We start from the raw sequence: 16,760 nt of genomic DNA, 5'->3' as shown, positions 1-16,760 counted from the left end.
GGCGGCTCGCCTCGTGAAACACGGAGAACCAGTTTCGATGAACATGCCTGTCATGAAGACCGAAGCCGCCACGGCGGTGCTCGCGACGAACGCGGCGCCGGTTGTCACGATGACGCCGAAGCGGCCGCCGCGTGCCGACAAATATCTCAAGATGGCGAAGGAAACCGCGGTGCGGGTCGTTCCTCCGCTGATCGTGCTCGCGTTCCTGATGCTGGTCTGGGAACTGGTCTGCCGGCGCGCCGGCTCGACCTTGCCGCCGCCGTCGCGGGTCTACACGGAAACCAGGGAACTGATCTTCCACCCGTTCTTCGATAATGGCGGCATCGACAAGGGTCTGTTCTGGCATCTGTCGGCCAGCCTTCAGCGTGTCGCGTTCGGCTATTCGCTGGCCGCTGTCGTGGGTATCGGGCTCGGCACGCTGGTCGGTCAATCGGTCTGGGCGATGCGCGGACTCGATCCGATCTTCCAGGTGCTGCGTACCATTCCGCCGCTGGCATGGTTGCCTTTGTCGCTGGCGGCGTTCCGGGACGGGCATCCCTCGGCGATCTTCGTGATCTTCATCACCTCGATCTGGCCGATCATCATCAATACCGCGGTCGGCATCCGCAACATTCCGCAGGACTACCGCAATGTCGCGGCGGTGGTTCAGCTCAGCCCGCTGGAATTCTTCTGGAAGATCATGATCCCGGCGGCCGCACCCTACATCTTCACCGGCTTGCGCATCGGCATCGGCCTGTCCTGGCTCGCGATCGTGGCGGCGGAAATGCTGATCGGCGGCGTCGGCATCGGCTTCTTCATCTGGGATGCCTGGAATTCCTCGCACATCAGCGAAATCATCCTGGCGCTGTTCTACGTCGGCATCATCGGCTTCGTGCTCGATCGCCTGATCGCCGGCCTTGCCCGGATCGTCACCCACGGCACCGCGCTGAATTGAAGGAATATGTCATGCAGCCCTATCTGAAGCTCGACCACATCGACAAGACCTTCACCCGCGGCAACGCCTCGACCGAAGTGCTGAAGGACATCAACCTGACGATCGAGCGGGGCGAGTACGTCTCGATCATCGGACATTCCGGCTGCGGCAAGTCCACGCTGCTCAATATCGTCGCCGGTCTCACCTCGGCCACGACGGGCGGCGTGCTGCTGGAAAATCGCGAGGTCAATTCGCCGGGGCCGGATCGGGCGGTGGTGTTCCAGAACCACAGCCTGCTGCCTTGGCTGACGGTCTATGAAAACGTCAAGCTTGGCGTCGACAAGGTGTTCGCATCGAGCAAGAGCCGCAGCGAGCGCGACGCCTGGGTGATGCACAATCTCAACCTCGTGCAGATGGCGCACGCCAAGGACAAGCGGCCTTCCGAAATCTCAGGCGGCATGAAGCAGCGCGTCGGCATCGCGCGGGCGCTGGCGATGGAGCCGAAGGTGCTGCTGCTCGACGAGCCGTTCGGCGCGCTCGATGCGTTGACCCGCGCCCATCTGCAGGATTCGGTGATGGCGCTGCATCAAAAGCTCGGCAACACGATTCTGATGATCACCCACGATGTCGACGAGGCGGTGCTGCTGTCGGACCGAATCGTGATGATGACCAACGGCCCCAGCGCGCGGATCGGTGAAATCCTGGACGTGCCGCTGGCGCGCCCGCGCAAGCGGCTCGAACTCGCAACCAACGCCGTGTACCTGAAATGCCGGCAGCGTGTGCTCGAATTCCTCTACGAGCGCCATCGTTTCGTGGAGGCCGCATAATTGCCGTCTCCGATTCGGAAGCTTTGGGGATGAACCAATCGTCGGGCTCCGTGACCAATATGCTCACCTTTAACAGCCGAGGAGAGTTGCCATGAATCCCACGCAAGTCAGACTGGTCCAGGAGAGCTTCGCCAAGGTCGCGCCGATTTCGGAGACCGCGGCGGTACTGTTCTACGACCGGCTGTTCGAGATCGCGCCGACGGTCAAGGCGATGTTTCCCGCCGACATGACCGAGCAGCGCAAGAAACTGATGGCGATGCTGGCGGCGGTGGTGAATGGGCTCGCCAATCTTGAATCGATCCTGCCCGCCGCGAGCGCTTTGGCAAAGCGTCATGTCGCGTATGGCGCCAAGCCCGAGCACTATCCCGTCGTCGGTTCGGCCCTGCTGTGGACCTTGGAAAAGGGACTTGGCGACGCCTGGACGGCCGACGTCGCGGACGCATGGACGGCGGCTTATGGGACGCTGTCCGGCTTCATGATTTCCGAAGCCTATGGTCGCCGCTCCCAGGCCGCGGAGTAAGGACACGCCGTGAGTGAACCGCTGGTTATCGTCGGCAACGGAATGGCCGCTGCGCGACTGGTCGACGAACTGGCGAAGGTCGCGCTCGGACGCTACGCCATTGCCGTGATCGGCGAGGAGCCGCGGCTCGCCTATAATCGCGTGCTGTTGTCGTCGGTGCTCGCAGGCGAGACCGCCTCGCATGACATCGAACTCAGGCCGGCCAAATGGTGGCGCGATCGCGGCGTCACCCTGAAGATCGGCTGCGTCGCCACCGAGATCGATGTCGGCCGCCGCGAGCTAAAGATCGCCAACGAGGAAAGCGTCACGTTCTCCAAACTGGTCCTTGCCACCGGCTCGACGCCGCTGCGGCTCAACGTGCCCGGCGCCGATCTCGCCGGTGTGCACACCTTCCGCGACAGCCGGGACGTCGATCTCCTGCTGACGCTGGCCGCGCAAAAGAAGCGCGTCGTCGTGGTCGGCGGGGGGCTTCTCGGACTGGAAGCGGCTTACGGGCTCGCCAAGGCCGGCGCGCCGGTGACGCTCATTCATCTGATGGACCGCCTGATGGAGCGCCAACTCGATGCCCCGGCGGCGGAACTGTTGAAGACCCTGGTCGAGCGCAAGGGCGTCAGGGTGCTGCTCAATGCCAATACCGCACGGCTTGATGGCAAGACGCGCGTCGAAGGCGTCGAACTGGCGGACGGGCGGCGGATCGATGCCGAGGCGGTGATTTTTGCGGCCGGCATCCGGCCCAGTGTTGCGCTGGCCAAGGACGCCGGCATTCCCGTCAATCGCGGCATCGTCGTCGACGACTGCCTGCAGACCGGCGCTCCCGACATTTTCGCGCTCGGCGAGTGCGCCGAGCATCGCGGCATCTGCTACGGGCTGGTCGAGCCGGCTTACGAGCAGGCCCGGGTGCTGGCGCGGCATCTTGCGGGCGCGGCGGCCTGTTATAGCGGCAGCGTGGTTGCGACCAATCTGAAAGTGTCGGGCGTCAGCGTGTTTTCCGCCGGCGACTTCATGGGTGCGGAGGGTTCGGAGGCGATCGTGCTGAGCGATGCGCGGGGCGGCGCCTACAGGAAGCTGGTGCTATCCGGCGGCCGTCTCACCGGCGCGGTGCTGGTCGGCGATACCGCCGACGCGCTCTGGTATCTCGAACTGATCCGAAGCCGCGAGCCGATCGCGGCGATACGCAAGGATATGATATTCGGCCGCTCGCTGGCGATTCCGCCAAGGGCAGCATAGGCAGATGATGCGGCCAGTGAAATGACCTCTGTCGATCCCACGTTGCGCGCCACGCGCACTACCTGTCCCTATTGCGGCGTCGGCTGCGGCGTCCTGGCGACGCCTGACGGCAGCGGCGGCGCGGCGATCTCGGGCGATGGCGAACACCCCGCCAATTTCGGGCGGCTGTGCTCGAAAGGCTCGGCGCTGGGCGAAACCCTCGGCCTTGCGGACCGACTGCTCCATCCGATGATCCGCTGCAGCAAGGGGACCATGGAAAGGGTGGCCTGGAGCGATGCGCTCGACCATGTCGCGCATCGCTTCGCCCATATCATCAAGCGCGACGGCCCCGGCGCGGTGGCGTTATATCTCTCGGGGCAACTCCTGACCGAGGATTATTACGTCGCCAACAAGCTGATGAAGGGGTTCATCGGCAGCGCCAATGTCGACACCAATTCGCGGCTCTGCATGTCGTCGTCGGTCGCCGGCCATCGCCGCGCCTTCGGCGCCGATACCGTGCCCGGCTGCTACGAGGATCTCGATGAAGCCGACCTTCTGGTGCTGGTCGGCTCCAACGCGGCGTGGTGCCATCCGGTTTTGTTCCAGCGCATGCTCGCCAACAAGCAGGCGTGCGGCGCCCGCATCGTGGTGATCGATCCGCGCCGTACCGATACTGCCGGCGAGGACGACCTGTTTCTGGGATTGAAGCCGGGCACCGACACCGCGCTGTTCTCGGGGCTGCTGGTGCATCTGGCCGACACCGGCGCGCTCGATCGCGGCTATATCGATTCCCACACTGGCGGTTTCGACGATGCACTGGCGCGCGCGCGCAGCATCGCCGGCAGCGTGGGCGCCACCGCGCTGGCGACAGGCCTCGCGGAACAGGACGTCGCGGAATTCTTCCGGTTGTTCGCCAATACGCCGCGCGTGGTCACGCTTTATTCGCAAGGCGTCAACCAGTCGGCGCAGGGCACCGACAAGGTCAACGCCATCATCAATTGTCACCTCGCCACCGGGCGGATCGGCAAGCCCGGCGCGTCGCCGTTCTCGCTCACCGGCCAGCCCAATGCGATGGGCGGGCGCGAGGTCGGCGGGCTCGCCAATCAGCTTGCCGCGCACATGGCCTTCACGCCGCCGGACATCGACCGCGTGCGGCGGTTCTGGAAGGCGCCGCGGATCGCGACCCATGAAGGGCTGAAAGCGGTCCAGATGTTCGAGGCGATCGGGCGCGGCGAGATCAAGGCGCTGTGGGTGATGGGCACCAATCCGGCGGTGTCGCTGCCGGACGCGGACGCCGCGCGCGCGGCGCTGAAGAAGCTCGAGCTGTTCGTGGTCTCGGAAAACGTACGTTCCAACGACACTGTCAAATCCGGCGCGCATGTGCTGTTGCCCGCGCAGGCCTGGGGCGAGAAATCCGGAACCGTGACCAATTCGGAGCGGCGCATCTCGCGGCAGCGCGCGTTCCTTGAACCCCCGGGAGAGGCGAAACCTGACTGGTGGATCGTCAGCGAAGTCGCAAAGCGGCTCGGCTTCGGTGCGGCGTTTGATTTCGGCTCGGTGGCAGACGTGTTCCGCGAACATGCCGGCCTGTCGGCGTTCGAGAATAACGGCAGCCGCGATTTCGATATCGGCGCGTTGCAGGGGATGTCGGACGAGGCATTCGACGCGATGGCGCCGGTGCTGTGGCCGATGCGCGAGGGCGCGCAGTCGCAGCAGCGGTTCTTCGCCGACGGTGGTTTCTTCGCAAACGACCATAAAGCACGTTTTATCGCGCCGGAAATTCCGACGCTGCAGACGGTGACCAGCGCCGGCCGGCCGCTGCGACTCAACACCGGCCGCATCCGCGACCAATGGCACACCATGACCCGCAGCGGCATGAGCCCGCGGTTGGGGCAGCACCTGCCGGAGCCGTTCGTCGAGGTGCATCCCGACGATGCGATCAGGTACGGCCTCGCCGATGGTGGCTTCGCCCGCGTCACTACCGACTACGGGCAATGTACGCTCAGGGTGGCCGTGAATGCGCGGCAGCAGCGCGGCATGCTGTTCGCGCCGATCCACTGGAGCGAGGAGAACGCATCCGCTGGGCGTGTCGGCGCGCTGGTGGCCCCGTTCACCGATCCGTATTCCGGCCAGCCCGAGAACAAGGCAACGCCGGCGTCGATTACGCCTTACGAATATGTCTTTCGCGGTTTTGCCTTGTCCCGGGTCAAACTGGACTTACCCGGGCAGCTCTGGTGGACGCGCGTGGCCGTCACCGGCGGCTACGGCTATCTGTTCGCCGACAATGCCGATCTGGCCAGATGGCAATCATGGATGCGGTCGGCTGCCGGCAGCGATCTCGCCGAATACAAGGATTTCGGCGGCGGCGTTTTTCGCGCGGCCTCGTTCAGTGATGGTCGCATCGAGACATGCCTGTTCGTCGGCCCGGCGCGGGATGCGGGCGACTGGAACGTGGTGAAAAGCCTGTTTGCTGCGGAATCCCTCAGCGACGATCAGCGCCGGATGCTGCTGTCGGGCAGGTCCTCGGAGGGGCTTGCCAGCAGCGGGCCGATCGTCTGCGCCTGCTTCGGCGTCGGCCGCAACACGATTTGCGACGCCATCGCCGCCGGCGCCGGCACGGCCGCCGAGATCGGCGCGCAACTGAAGGCGGGCACCAATTGCGGCTCGTGCGTTCCGGAGCTGAAGCGGCTGATCGCACAGACGGGCGTTGCCGGCGCCGCAGCCGGTCCCGAACGCCAGTTGACGGCGGCGGCCAACTAACCACGTCGGACCGTCCTTGATGATCACGGATGATGTCATCTATGGTGTGCCCGTTCAAACAAGACGGGTGAAACCTCGCGATGATGTATCTGGAAACGCCGCCGCGGCTGATTGAGACAAAAGTGTTTTCGGCGATGCCCGAGGCGTTCCGGCGCAAGGGCGTGCGTACCGACTGGGCCGACGCCAACCGGCCGGGCCAGCCGACCGACTGCTTTATCGAAGGCCCGTCATTCGACGCCAGCGGCAATCTCTACATCGTCGATATCCCGTTCGGACGCATCTTCAAGATCGCGGCCGACGGCACATGGTCGCTGGTGATCGAATATGACGGCTGGCCCAACGGCTTGAAGATTCGCGCCGACGGGCGGATCTTTGTCGCCGACTATAGGCACGGCATCATGGAACTCGATCTCAAGGCGGGGCGGATGCTGCCGGTGCTGAACGCGCGCAATTCCGAGTCGTTCAAAGGCTGCAACGATCTGCATCTCGCGGCGAATGGCGACATTTATTTCACCGACCAGGGGCAGACCGGGCTGCACGATGCCACCGGGCGGGTCTATCGGCTTTCGCCCGACGGCCGGCTCGCCTGCCTGATCGATACCGGCATCAGCCCCAACGGCCTGGTGCTCGATCCCGGCGAAACCGTGCTGTTTGTCGCGATGACCCGCGACAACGCGGTCTGGCGCATGCCGTTGATGAAAGATGGCGGCGTCGCAAAAGTCGGCCGCTTCTGCTCGACCTTCGGCGCCAGCGGTCCTGACGGCATGACGATGGATCAAGCCGGACGTTTGTTCGTGGCGCACGCCTCGCTCGGGTATGTCTTCGTGTTCGCGCCCAACGGCGAGTTGATCGCGCGGATCAAATCCTGCGCGGGACAAAGCTGCACCAATGTCGCGATCGGTGGTACGAACCGCGACCGCCTCTATATAACGGAGTCCGTGACCGGCACCGTGCTGGTCGCGGATATCGGTGGGTTGAAATGAAGCTCCGGCAGTTTGGCCAACACGGCGCGCACGTGTCCGTGATCGGGCAGGGTACCTGGTATCTCGATCGCGGCGATCGCAAGGACGCGGTCGCCGCGTTGCGGCGCGGCATCGATCTCGGCATGACCCACATCGACACCGCCGAGATGTATGGCGATGCGGAGCTGGTGATCGCAGACGCCATCGCCGGCCGGCGCGACGACCTCTTCCTGGTCTCGAAAGTATTGCCGAGCAACGCCTCGCGGCAAGGCACCATCACGGCGTGCGAACGCTCGCTCGCGCGGCTGAAAACCGACCGGCTCGATTGCTATCTCCTGCACTGGCGCGGCGCCTATCCGCTTGCAGAAACCGTCGCCGCGTTCGAGCAATTGGTCAGCGCCGGGAAAATCCGCTCGTGGGGTGTCAGCAATTTCGATGCCGGCGACCTCGATGAACTGCTTGATGTGGCCGGCGAGGGCAGGATTGCCTGCAACCAGGTGCTTTATCACTTGAAGGAGCGCGCAATCGAGCACGCGGTGATTCCGTGGTGCAAGAAGCACGGCACCGCCGTGGTGGCTTATTCGCCGTTCGGCCACGATGATTTTCCGGCGCCGCAAAGCAAGGCGGGCGCGGTGCTGCAGACGATCGCCACGGCGCATGGCGCTTCGCCGCGCCAGGTCGCGCTGGCTTTCCTGACGCGCGATCCGGAGCTGCTTGCGATTCCGAAGGCATCGAATGAGGAGCATGCCGCCGACAATGCGGCGGCCGGCGAGCTCGTGCTTGGCAGCGACGAGATCGCCGCGCTCGAAAAGGCTTTCCCGCTGGGTGCCAGGCCCCGCAGCCTGCCGATGCTGTAGCGCACACGATTTCTGACGAAATGTTTCAGCGGCGACGGCACGTTGCCGCGCCGGTGCGGCGCGCCGCCGCGCACAATCGCGCATATCGGCTGCCTGTTTTCGGACCTTGTCCGCCAACGGCGATTAGCGTTTTTTGGAGACTCGCCCGATTCGATGATTCCCGCCCGCGAGCCTTGCCTTGACCCCGCCACAAGCCGCAGCCGCCAGGCTGGACAGTGCCGCATTGCCCCTGCCGGAGAAGAAATCAGCGAAACGCACCGCGCCCGCGCGCGCCGACCGGCCGTTCCGCGGCATCGCGCTGATCCTGGCGTCGACCGTGTTTCTCGGCACGTCGGATGTGACCGCGAAATATCTGTCGGCGACGCTGCCCTCGATCGAGATCGCCTGGATCCGCTTCCTGGCGTTCGCGCTGATCATGTCGCCGGCGATGCTGCCGGGTTCGCCGCTGTTTGCCCTGCACTCGCAGCGGCCCGGTTTCCAGCTGATGCGCGGGCTCGCGCTGTTGGGGTCTTCGCTGTTCTTCATCTCCGGCCTGCGCTATCTCCCCATCGCGGAAGCCTCCGCCACCGGTTTCGTCTCGCCGCTGTTCGTGACCGCACTGTCGATTGTGTTTCTCGGCGAGCGCGTCGGCGCGCGGCGCTGGATTGCGACGGGGGTAGGCCTGATCGGCGTGCTGATCATCCTGCGGCCGGGCTCGAGCGCGTTTCATCCCGCCGCGTTCTTCCCGATCGTCTCGGCGCTGGCCTGGGCCTGCACCCTGATCATGACGCGGATGATGAGCGGCAGGGAGCATGCCCTGACCACCATGACCTATTCGTCGATCGCGGGCGTCGGCGTGCTGTGCGCGCTGGTGCCGTTCGTCTGGGTTGCGCCGAGCTGGCACGATATCCTGTTCGGAATTTTCATCGGCGTCGCCTCGACCGCGGGGCAGTGGATCGTCGTGCTCGCCTTTCGGTATGCCGATGCGTCCGTGCTGGCGCCGTTCTCCTACACCCAGCTCTTGTGGGTCAGCATCCTCGGTTTTTTCATTTTCGGCGAGGTGCCGGATATCTGGACCGTGACCGGCGCCGTGTTCATCGTCGGCAGCGGTCTCTACACCGCGCACCGCGAGCGTATCAGGCGCTCGCAGCTTCTGGCGTTGGACGGCGAACTGTCCCCGAACGCCTGATCCGATCGAAGATGCGAGCGCGCCGAGGTCCGGTCGCGTGCGTTAAACGTGACGGGCGCAACCGCCGGCATCGACGGCGTCGTCAAGGCGTTCGCCGACCTCGCCAATCCGGAAGCCCACACCAAGATCATCGTCGAGCCATGGCGGCAGCCTACCGCCAGGACGTCTCGATCATCGACATCAGGCTGCGCGCGGCCGCGCTCAAATAGCCGTTGCGCCGGTACACAAGCGCGATCGGAATGCTCGCGTTCAGGGCGGGGACTTTGATCATCTTCAACGTGCCGTATTTGAGCTCTTCCTGAATGCCGCTCTGCGCCAGCAGCGCAATTCCGAACCCGGCCTCGACCAGCCGCTTCTGGGCGGTCAAACTATCGATCGGAATGATTTCGACATCTTCCAGGCCGACGCTGAGGAGTTTGCGCTGCAGAAACTGAACGAAACTTTCCCGCGTGTTGCGCGTGGGAAATGCCACCCAGCGTTCGCCTGCAAGCTTGCCCGGCTGATGTCCGCGGCCATTGGCCAGCGGATGATCCTTGCAGCCGACGACCACCAATTTCTCTTCCGCGATCCTCAGCGAGACCACGCCGGAATTGCCGCCGGCCGCATAGCGCAGGCCGAGAGTCGCTTCGCCTCGCTGCACCAGCTCTCCGACCTCCTGACTGGTCGCTGTCCGCAGATCCAGCCGCACGCCGGGGTATTTTCGGCCGAATTGTCGCAGCACCTTCGTCAGCGGCGCGTTGGCCAGCGTGCCGACCAGCGCCAACGAGATTTTGCCGGCATCGCCCTGGCGCACCGCGCGCAGCGCCTCCGCGCCGTCCTCCGCCGCTGAAAGCACCCGCTCCGCATAAGGCAGGAATGCCGCGCCGGCGTCGGTGAGAACCGTGCCTCCGCGCAGGCGCTCGAACAGCGTAACGTCGAATTCGCGCTCCAGCAATTCGATGCGCCGGCTGATCGCCGGCTGCGAGCGATGCAGGGCGGCGCTAGCCCGGCTGAAGCTGCGCCCGCGCGCGATCGCGACGAATGTCCTGACCTGGTCCAAGTCCATGAGCCTCATCCAAAAAGCTGATGCGGATGTCAAGAATTATGCATTGGACTGATGAAGGGCGCCAGCCCATTTTGTCGGACAACCGAAACCGGCAGGAGCCATCGCCATGGTTGAGATCACACGCCGCGACGCATTGAACATTTCCGCAGGCGTTGTCGTCGGCAGCAGCGCCCCGTGGTCCGGTATCGCCAGCGCCGCAAATTCATCGGACCCAAACAAGCCGGGAGCATCGACCATGGAGATCCAGAGAATCGGAATCATCGAAGCCGCCGGCGACATCCCGATCATCAGCCTTGCCTCCATTCACGGCAACATCGTCTACCTCTGCGGCATCACCGCCGATCCGGCCAGGCTCGGCGACGTCAAGGATCAGACCGGGCAGGTCCTCGACCGCATCGACCGGTTGCTGAGCAAGGCGGGCACCGACAAGTCGAAGCTATTGAGCGCGCAGGTGTGGCTGACAGACATGGCGCTTTTCGCCGACCACAATTCGGCGTGGAATGCGTGGGTCGATCCCGGAAATCCTCCGGTGCGCATGTGCGTGCATTCGGCGCAACTGTGGCGGCCCGGCCTGCTGGTCGAGATTATGGTGACGGCAGCGAGGTAAGCGACGATATCGGCCGGGATCGCAGCGGTTGCGGGCCTCACACCGGCAGCGCGATCGAATATTTCACCTGGCTCAACGCAAAACTCGACTCGATCGACGCGATACCGTCGAGCCGGGTCAGCTTGTTCTTCAGGAATGCTTCGTAGGAGGATAGATCCGCGGCGACGACCCGCAGGAGATAATCGCGGTTGCCGGTCATCAGATAGCATTCCAGCACCTCGTCCCATTTCGAGATCGCCTTGGCAAAGCGGTTGAGGTCTTCCTCCTTCTGCCGCGCCAGCTTGATCGAGATGAACACGCTGACATGAAGCCCCAGCGATTTCTGGTCGACGGTCGCGATATAACGGGTGATGACGCCGCGCTCCTCCATCAGCTTGACGCGGCGATGGCAGGGCGAGACCGACAGGCCGACCTTGTCGGCGAGTTCCTGCATCGTGGTGCGGCTGTCGGTCTGCAGGATGCCGAGGATCTTGCGGTCGATGGCGTCGAGGCTGTGCATTGGGATAAACTCGGTCTTACGGGGCGCTGATTGGTAATTTATCCCAAAAATTGTCGGTGTGTCGCGATAATTTGAGATTTTTGCCGAGGGCCGAAGCGTTAAAATCCGCCGATCATTGCGATGCCGGGGAGTGCCGTCATGCCGATCGAGCCCGTACGCCTTGAAATGCTGTCCGCGCTGGCGCGCAAGGTTCTTTGGCTGTCGTCGTGGACCATCCACCATGCCAATCACATCCGCCCGAACACCGACGGTCTGAAGGTCGGCGGCCATCAGGCCTCCTCGGCCTCGCTCGCCACCATCCTGTCGGCGCTGTATTTCTCGGTGCTGCGGCCGGAGGACCGGGTCGCGGTGAAGCCGCATGCGAGCCCGGTGTTCCACGCCATCCAGTATCTGTTCGGGCGCCAGACCCGCGACAGGCTGGAAAATTTCCGCGGCTACAAGGGCGCGCAGTCCTATCCGTCCCGCACCAAGGACACCGACGACGTCGATTTCTCGACCGGGTCGGTCGGCCTCGGCGTGGCGCAAACCCTGTTCTCTTCGCTGGTGCAGGACTACGTCAAGGCGCATGGCTGGATGAAGGACCGGCCCGAGGGGCGGATGATCGCGCTGGTCGGCGACGCCGAGATGGACGAGGGCAATATCTTCGAGGCGCTGCTGGAGGGCTGGAAGCACGGCCTGCGCAACACCTGGTGGGTGGTCGATTACAACCGCCAGAGCCTCGATGCCGTGGTGCGCGAAGGGCTGTGGGAAAAGTTCGAATCCATGTTCCGCAATTTCGGCTGGGACGTGGTGATCGTGAAATACGGCCGGCTGATGCAGGCGGCGTTCGCTGAACCCGGCGGCGAGGCCTTGCGGAAATGGATCGACGCCTGCCCGAACGCGATGTATGCGGCGCTGTGCTTCCAGGGCGGGGCCGCGTTCCGCAAGCATTTGCGCGACGAGATCGGCGACCAGGGCGCGGTGTCGCAACTGATCGACAAGCGCAGCGACGACGAATTGCTGGCGCTGATGTCCAATCTCGGCGGCCACGACATGGCAAGCATGATCGAGGCTTTTGAATCCATCGACCACGATCGCCCGGTCTGCTTCATCGCCTATACCATCAAGGGCATCGGCCTGCCGTTCCAGGGCCACAAGGACAACCATGCCGGGTTGATGACGGTCGCCCAGATGGAGAAATGGCGCGGCGCGCAGAATATCCGGCCCGGTCAGGAATGGGAGAAGTTCGAGGGGCTGTCGCAAGAGCCCGCGGCGCTGGAGGCGTTTCTCGCCGACGTGCCGTTCAACCGCGACGACCGGCGCCGGCTCAGCGCGCCCGTGATCGATGTGCCCGAGCGGCTTGCGTTCACGCCGTCGGCTGTCATGTCAACCCAGCAGGGTTTTGGGCTCGTGCTCAACGAACTCGCGCGCGGCGATACCGAACTCGCATCGCGCATCGTCACGGCGTCACCCGATGTCACGGTGTCGACCAATCTCGGCGCCTGGGTGAACCGCCGCGGGCTGTTCGCGCGCGCCGAGAAGGCCGATCTGTTCCGCAGTGAAAAAATCCCCTCGACCTTCAACTGGGAGTTTTCCCCGAAGGGACAGCATATCGAACTCGGCATCGCCGAGATGAACCTGTTCATCCTGATGTCGGCTTTGGGGCTGTCGGCCCAGATCAACGGCGAGCGGCTGCTGCCGATCGCGACCCTGTACGACCCCTTCATCGAGCGCGGCCTCGATGCCCTGAACTACGCCTGCTACCAGGACGCGCGTTTCATGGTGGCGGCGACGCCGTCGGGCATTACGCTGGCGCCGGAGGGTGGCGCGCATCAGTCGATCGCGACGCCCCTGATCGGCATGGCGCAGGATGGCTTGGCTTCGTTCGAGCCCGCCTTTGTCGACGAACTCGCCGTCATCATGGGCTGGGGATTTGAGCATATGCAGCGCGAGGGCGGCGAGGGCGGTTCGGTCTATTTGCGGCTTTCGACCCGCAGTATCGAGCAGCCGCAGCGGATGATGTCGCCGGATCTGCAGAAGGGCATCACCGACGGCGCCTATTGGCTGCGCAGGCCCGGACCGAATTGCGATGTCGTGGTTGCCTATACCGGCACGGTCGCGCCCGAGGCCATCGAGGCCATCGGCCTGATCGGCGAAAGCCGGCGGGACGTCGGGTTACTGGCGATCACCTCCGCCGACCGTCTGCATGCGGGCTGGACCGCGGCGCGACAACTGCGCCGCGACCGCCGCGGGATGCAATATCTCAGCCATATCGAACAATTGCTGGCGCCGCTGCCGCGCGACTGCGGTATCGTCACCGTGATCGACGGCCACCCGGCAGCGCTCGGCTGGCTCGGCAGCGTGCGGGGACACCGCGTCGAGGCGCTCGGCGTCGAACATTTCGGCCAGACGGGCACCATAGGCGACCTCTACCGCCACCATGGCATCGACGCCAACGCCGTCATCGATGCGGCCGAAAGCCTCACCGCCGGCGCCCCGGTGCGCCACCGCAAGATGGCGGTGTAGCCTATCGCATCGCTTTTAGTCGTCGCCCCGGCGAAAGCCGAGGTCCATACGCCGCGGCGGTCGTTGTTTTGAGCGGTGCGCGACGACTTCTTTTTCCAACCGGCATCGGTGGTTATGGGTCCCAGCTTTCGCCGGAACGACGAAATACCGGCCTTGCTTCCTTCACACCGCTGATTTTATATCTAGCGTCCGCCGCAATGCGGCATCCCGTATATGGCGGGTTCAATTCCCCCGGCTTTCGTGCGAGGATGCTTGCCGAACGCCCATTCCCCAATCCAATTACCCCGCAAAGAAGAGGTTTACGATGGTCAACCGCATGCAATTCTACATCGATGGCGCCTGGATCGATCCCGTCGTCAAGAAGTCCACGCCCGTCGTGAATCCCGCGACCGAAGAGGCGATGTATGAGGTTGCGCTCGGCTCCAAGGCCGATGTCGACAAGGCGGTGGCCGCCGCCAAGCGGGCCTTCGAGACCTTTTCGCAGACCAGCCGCGAGGAGCGCGTCGCGCTGCTTTCGAAGATCATCGAAGTCTACAAGACCCGCATGAAGGATATCGGCGCCGCCGTTTCCGACGAAATGGGCGCGCCGCTGCCGATGGCGGAGAAGCTGCAGGCCGGCGCCGGTCTCGGCCACCTCGCCTCCACCCTGGAAGTTCTCAAGAACTATCATTTCGAGGAGCCGTGCGGCTCCGCGGTCGTGCTGCGCGAACCCGTCGGCGTCATCGGCATGATCACGCCGTGGAACTGGCCGCTGAACCAGATCGCCTGCAAGGTCGCGCCCGCGCTCGCCGCCGGCTGCACCATGATCCTGAAGCCGAGCGAGTTCACGCCGTCCTCGGCTTTGATCTTCGCGGAAATCCTGCATGAAGCCGGCGTGCCGAAGGGCGTGTTCAACCTGATCAACGGCCTCGGCCCCGAAGTCGGTGCCGCGATGAGCGAGCACCCGGATATCGACATGATCTCGTTCACCGGTTCGACCCGTGCCGGCGTCGACGTCGCCAAGCGCGCAGCACCCACCGTCAAGCGCGTCAGCCAGGAACTGGGCGGCAAATCGCCGAACGTCATCCTCGAAGGCGCCGACCTCGCCAAGGCCGTCACCGGCGGGGTGATGCACATGTTCAACAATTCCGGGCAGTCGTGCAACGCGCCGTCGCGGATGATCGTGCCGCTGTCGAAGATGAAGGAAGTCGCCGCCATCGCCAAGGCCGTGGCCGACAAGACCAAGGCCGGCGATCCCCGCGCCGAAGGCACCACCATCGGCCCGGTCGTGTCGCGCATCCAGTGGGACAAGATCCAGAAGCTGATCCAGAAGGGCATCGAGGAAGGCGCCACGCTGGTTGCCGGTGGCCCCGGCCTGCCCGAAGGCGTCAACAAGGGCTTCTACGTCCGCCCGACCATCTTCGCCGATGTCACCAACGACATGACCATCGCGCGGGAAGAAATCTTCGGACCCGTGCTCACGATCCTCGGCGCCAAGGACGAGGAAGACGCCGTCAGGATCGCCAACGACACCCCTTACGGTCTCGCCGGTTACGTCTCCGGCGATACCGTCGAATCCGCCCGCAGGGTCGGCCGCCGGATTCGCGCCGGCAACGTCAATTTGCAGGGCGTGCCGAACGAGCGCACCGCACCGTTCGGCGGCTACAAGCAGTCCGGCAACGGCCGCGAATGGGGCAAATTCGGCCTGGAGGAATATCTCGAGGTCAAGGCGGTCGCAGGTTACAACGCCGCGTAAGCATTTACATTGATTGCAGCGCCGGGGCGGATGAAAACCCGCTCCGGCGTTTTCTTGTTTGACGGGAGCCGCGCGTAACGCCGTCATCCTGAGGTGCGCGCGCAGCGCGCGGGCCTCGAAGGATGACCACATGCGAGGCTTGTCGTCCTTCGAGGCTCGCCAAGAGGCTGCTCGCACCTCAGGACGACGAGGGCTATCCCCCCGGCGCGCCCTGGGTGTTCACATACAGCGCGTAGATCGACTGGCTCGCGGCCATGAACAGGCGGTTGCGTTTCAGGCCTCCAAAGCAGACGTTGGCGCAGCGCTCGGGCAGGGCGATGCGGCCGATCATGACGCCGTCGGGCGCGAACACCACGACGCCGTCGAGTTCGGGATCGCCCATGCCCCAGCCGCACCACAGATTGCCGTCGATGTCGCAGCGCATGCCGTCGGGTGTCGCCGGGCCGGCGTCAACGTGTACGCGCTTGTTGGAGATCTGGTCGCCGCTCGCCGCGACGTCATAGGCGAGAATCTTGCGAGTCGGCACGCCGCGGGATTCGATGATGTAGAGGATCTTCTCGTCTGGCGAAAAGCACAGCCCGTTCGGTCCCAGAACGCCTTCGGCGACGATGGTGGCCTTGCCGGTCGCACCGTCGATCCGGTAGACATTCATGTCGATCTCGGACTCCGCCACGTAGCCTTCGTAATTGCCGAGCAGTCCGAAGATCGGATCGGTGAACCAGATCGAGCCGTCGGATTTCACGATGACGTCGTTTGGCGAATTCAGCCGCTTGCCATCGAAGGAATCCATCAGCACCGTGATCGATCCGTCATATTCGGTTCGCACCACGCGGCGGCCGCCATGCTCGCAGGTGACCAGGCGTCCCTGGCGGTCGCGGGTGTTGCCGTTGGCGAAGTTCGACGGCTTGCGATAGATGCTGACCGCGCCGGTTTCCTCTTCCCATTTGAGGATGCGCTGGTTGGGGATGTCGCTGCACAGGAGATAGCGGCCGTCGCCGAACCACACCGGGCCTTCGGCCCAGCGCAATCCCGTGGTCAGCCGTTCCACCGCCGAAAGTTTCAGCCAGTATTTTTCAAAGCGCGGATCGAGCGCGTGGATCGCGGGATCGGGATAACAGGTCGCCGGCTGCCAGCCGCCGCGCGGGGATTTTGCTTC

The 16,760-nt window shown here is 64.4% G+C and carries 15 protein-coding genes; 11 read left to right on the top strand and 4 right to left on the bottom strand.

The window, feature by feature from the left end:
* Positions 1–37 precede the first annotated feature (37 nt).
* The 8 genes from ntrB (at position 38) to QZ213_RS04995 (ending at position 9,213) form a co-directional block, all read left to right on the top strand.
* A complete protein-coding gene (ntrB, locus tag QZ213_RS05030) occupies positions 38–934 on the top strand; it encodes a nitrate ABC transporter permease (RefSeq protein WP_291684955.1) in 897 nt (298 codons plus the stop codon).
* Between the two features lie 11 nt (positions 935–945).
* The gene (locus tag QZ213_RS05025) at positions 946–1,740 is read left to right on the top strand and encodes an ABC transporter ATP-binding protein (RefSeq protein ID WP_291684954.1); all 795 of its coding nucleotides are present in this window, start codon (positions 946–948) and stop codon (positions 1,738–1,740) included.
* 91 nt (positions 1,741–1,831) lie between these two features.
* The gene (locus QZ213_RS05020; RefSeq protein WP_291684953.1) at positions 1,832–2,260 is read left to right on the top strand and encodes a globin family protein; all 429 of its coding nucleotides are present in this window, start codon (positions 1,832–1,834) and stop codon (positions 2,258–2,260) included.
* Between the two features lie 9 nt (positions 2,261–2,269).
* Positions 2,270–3,487, top strand: coding sequence for an FAD-dependent oxidoreductase (locus QZ213_RS05015; protein ID WP_291684952.1), 1,218 nt, complete (start codon positions 2,270–2,272; stop codon positions 3,485–3,487).
* A 21-nt stretch (positions 3,488–3,508) separates the two neighbouring features.
* Positions 3,509–6,226, top strand: coding sequence for a nitrate reductase (locus tag QZ213_RS05010; RefSeq protein ID WP_291684951.1), 2,718 nt, complete (start codon positions 3,509–3,511; stop codon positions 6,224–6,226).
* An 83-nt stretch (positions 6,227–6,309) separates the two neighbouring features.
* Positions 6,310–7,209, top strand: a complete 900-nt coding sequence (locus QZ213_RS05005; protein ID WP_291684966.1) for an SMP-30/gluconolactonase/LRE family protein — start codon at positions 6,310–6,312, stop codon at positions 7,207–7,209.
* The gene (locus QZ213_RS05000; protein ID WP_291684950.1) at positions 7,206–8,045 is read left to right on the top strand and encodes an aldo/keto reductase; all 840 of its coding nucleotides are present in this window, start codon (positions 7,206–7,208) and stop codon (positions 8,043–8,045) included. Before QZ213_RS05005 ends, QZ213_RS05000 begins: the two co-directional genes overlap by 4 nt.
* 223 nt (positions 8,046–8,268) lie before the next feature.
* Positions 8,269–9,213: a DMT family transporter gene (locus tag QZ213_RS04995; RefSeq protein WP_291684965.1), complete on the top strand. Its 945-nt coding sequence runs from the start codon at positions 8,269–8,271 to the stop codon at positions 9,211–9,213.
* 151 nt (positions 9,214–9,364) lie between these two features.
* Here QZ213_RS04995 and QZ213_RS04990 read toward each other — a convergent pair whose 3' ends face one another.
* Together QZ213_RS04990 and QZ213_RS04985 are read right to left on the bottom strand one after the other, a co-directional pair.
* Complete coding sequence (locus tag QZ213_RS04990; protein ID WP_291684949.1) at positions 9,365–10,258, bottom strand: LysR family transcriptional regulator; 894 nt, start codon at positions 10,256–10,258, stop codon at positions 9,365–9,367.
* 36 nt (positions 10,259–10,294) lie between these two features.
* Positions 10,295–10,495, bottom strand: coding sequence for a hypothetical protein (locus tag QZ213_RS04985; RefSeq protein ID WP_291684948.1), 201 nt, complete (start codon positions 10,493–10,495; stop codon positions 10,295–10,297).
* On the opposite strand from QZ213_RS04985, the gene QZ213_RS04980 reads away from it, so the two are divergent.
* Positions 10,494–10,865: a RidA family protein gene (locus QZ213_RS04980; protein ID WP_291684947.1), complete on the top strand. Its 372-nt coding sequence runs from the start codon at positions 10,494–10,496 to the stop codon at positions 10,863–10,865. The genes QZ213_RS04985 and QZ213_RS04980 overlap by 2 nt on opposite strands.
* Positions 10,866–10,902: 37 nt before the next feature.
* On the opposite strand, the gene QZ213_RS04975 is transcribed toward QZ213_RS04980, so the two are convergent.
* Complete coding sequence (locus QZ213_RS04975; RefSeq protein ID WP_291684946.1) at positions 10,903–11,364, bottom strand: Lrp/AsnC family transcriptional regulator; 462 nt, start codon at positions 11,362–11,364, stop codon at positions 10,903–10,905.
* A 138-nt stretch (positions 11,365–11,502) separates the two neighbouring features.
* Between QZ213_RS04975 and QZ213_RS04970 the strand changes: the two genes are divergently transcribed.
* Both QZ213_RS04970 and QZ213_RS04965 read left to right on the top strand, forming a co-directional pair.
* On the top strand, positions 11,503–13,869 hold the full coding sequence (locus QZ213_RS04970; protein ID WP_291684945.1) for a transketolase: 2,367 nt from the start codon (positions 11,503–11,505) through the stop codon (positions 13,867–13,869).
* A 304-nt stretch (positions 13,870–14,173) separates the two neighbouring features.
* The gene (locus tag QZ213_RS04965; RefSeq protein WP_291684944.1) at positions 14,174–15,604 is read left to right on the top strand and encodes an aldehyde dehydrogenase family protein; all 1,431 of its coding nucleotides are present in this window, start codon (positions 14,174–14,176) and stop codon (positions 15,602–15,604) included.
* A 193-nt stretch (positions 15,605–15,797) separates the two neighbouring features.
* On the opposite strand, the gene QZ213_RS04960 is transcribed toward QZ213_RS04965, so the two are convergent.
* On the bottom strand, positions 15,798–16,760 hold a 963-nt coding region (locus QZ213_RS04960; protein WP_291684943.1), incomplete at its 5' end, for an SMP-30/gluconolactonase/LRE family protein.

The sequence above is a fragment of the Bradyrhizobium sp. genome, assembly GCF_017881085.1.
Classification (GTDB): domain Bacteria; phylum Pseudomonadota; class Alphaproteobacteria; order Rhizobiales; family Xanthobacteraceae; genus Bradyrhizobium.
This window is presented reverse-complemented; position numbering and strand designations above follow the sequence as displayed.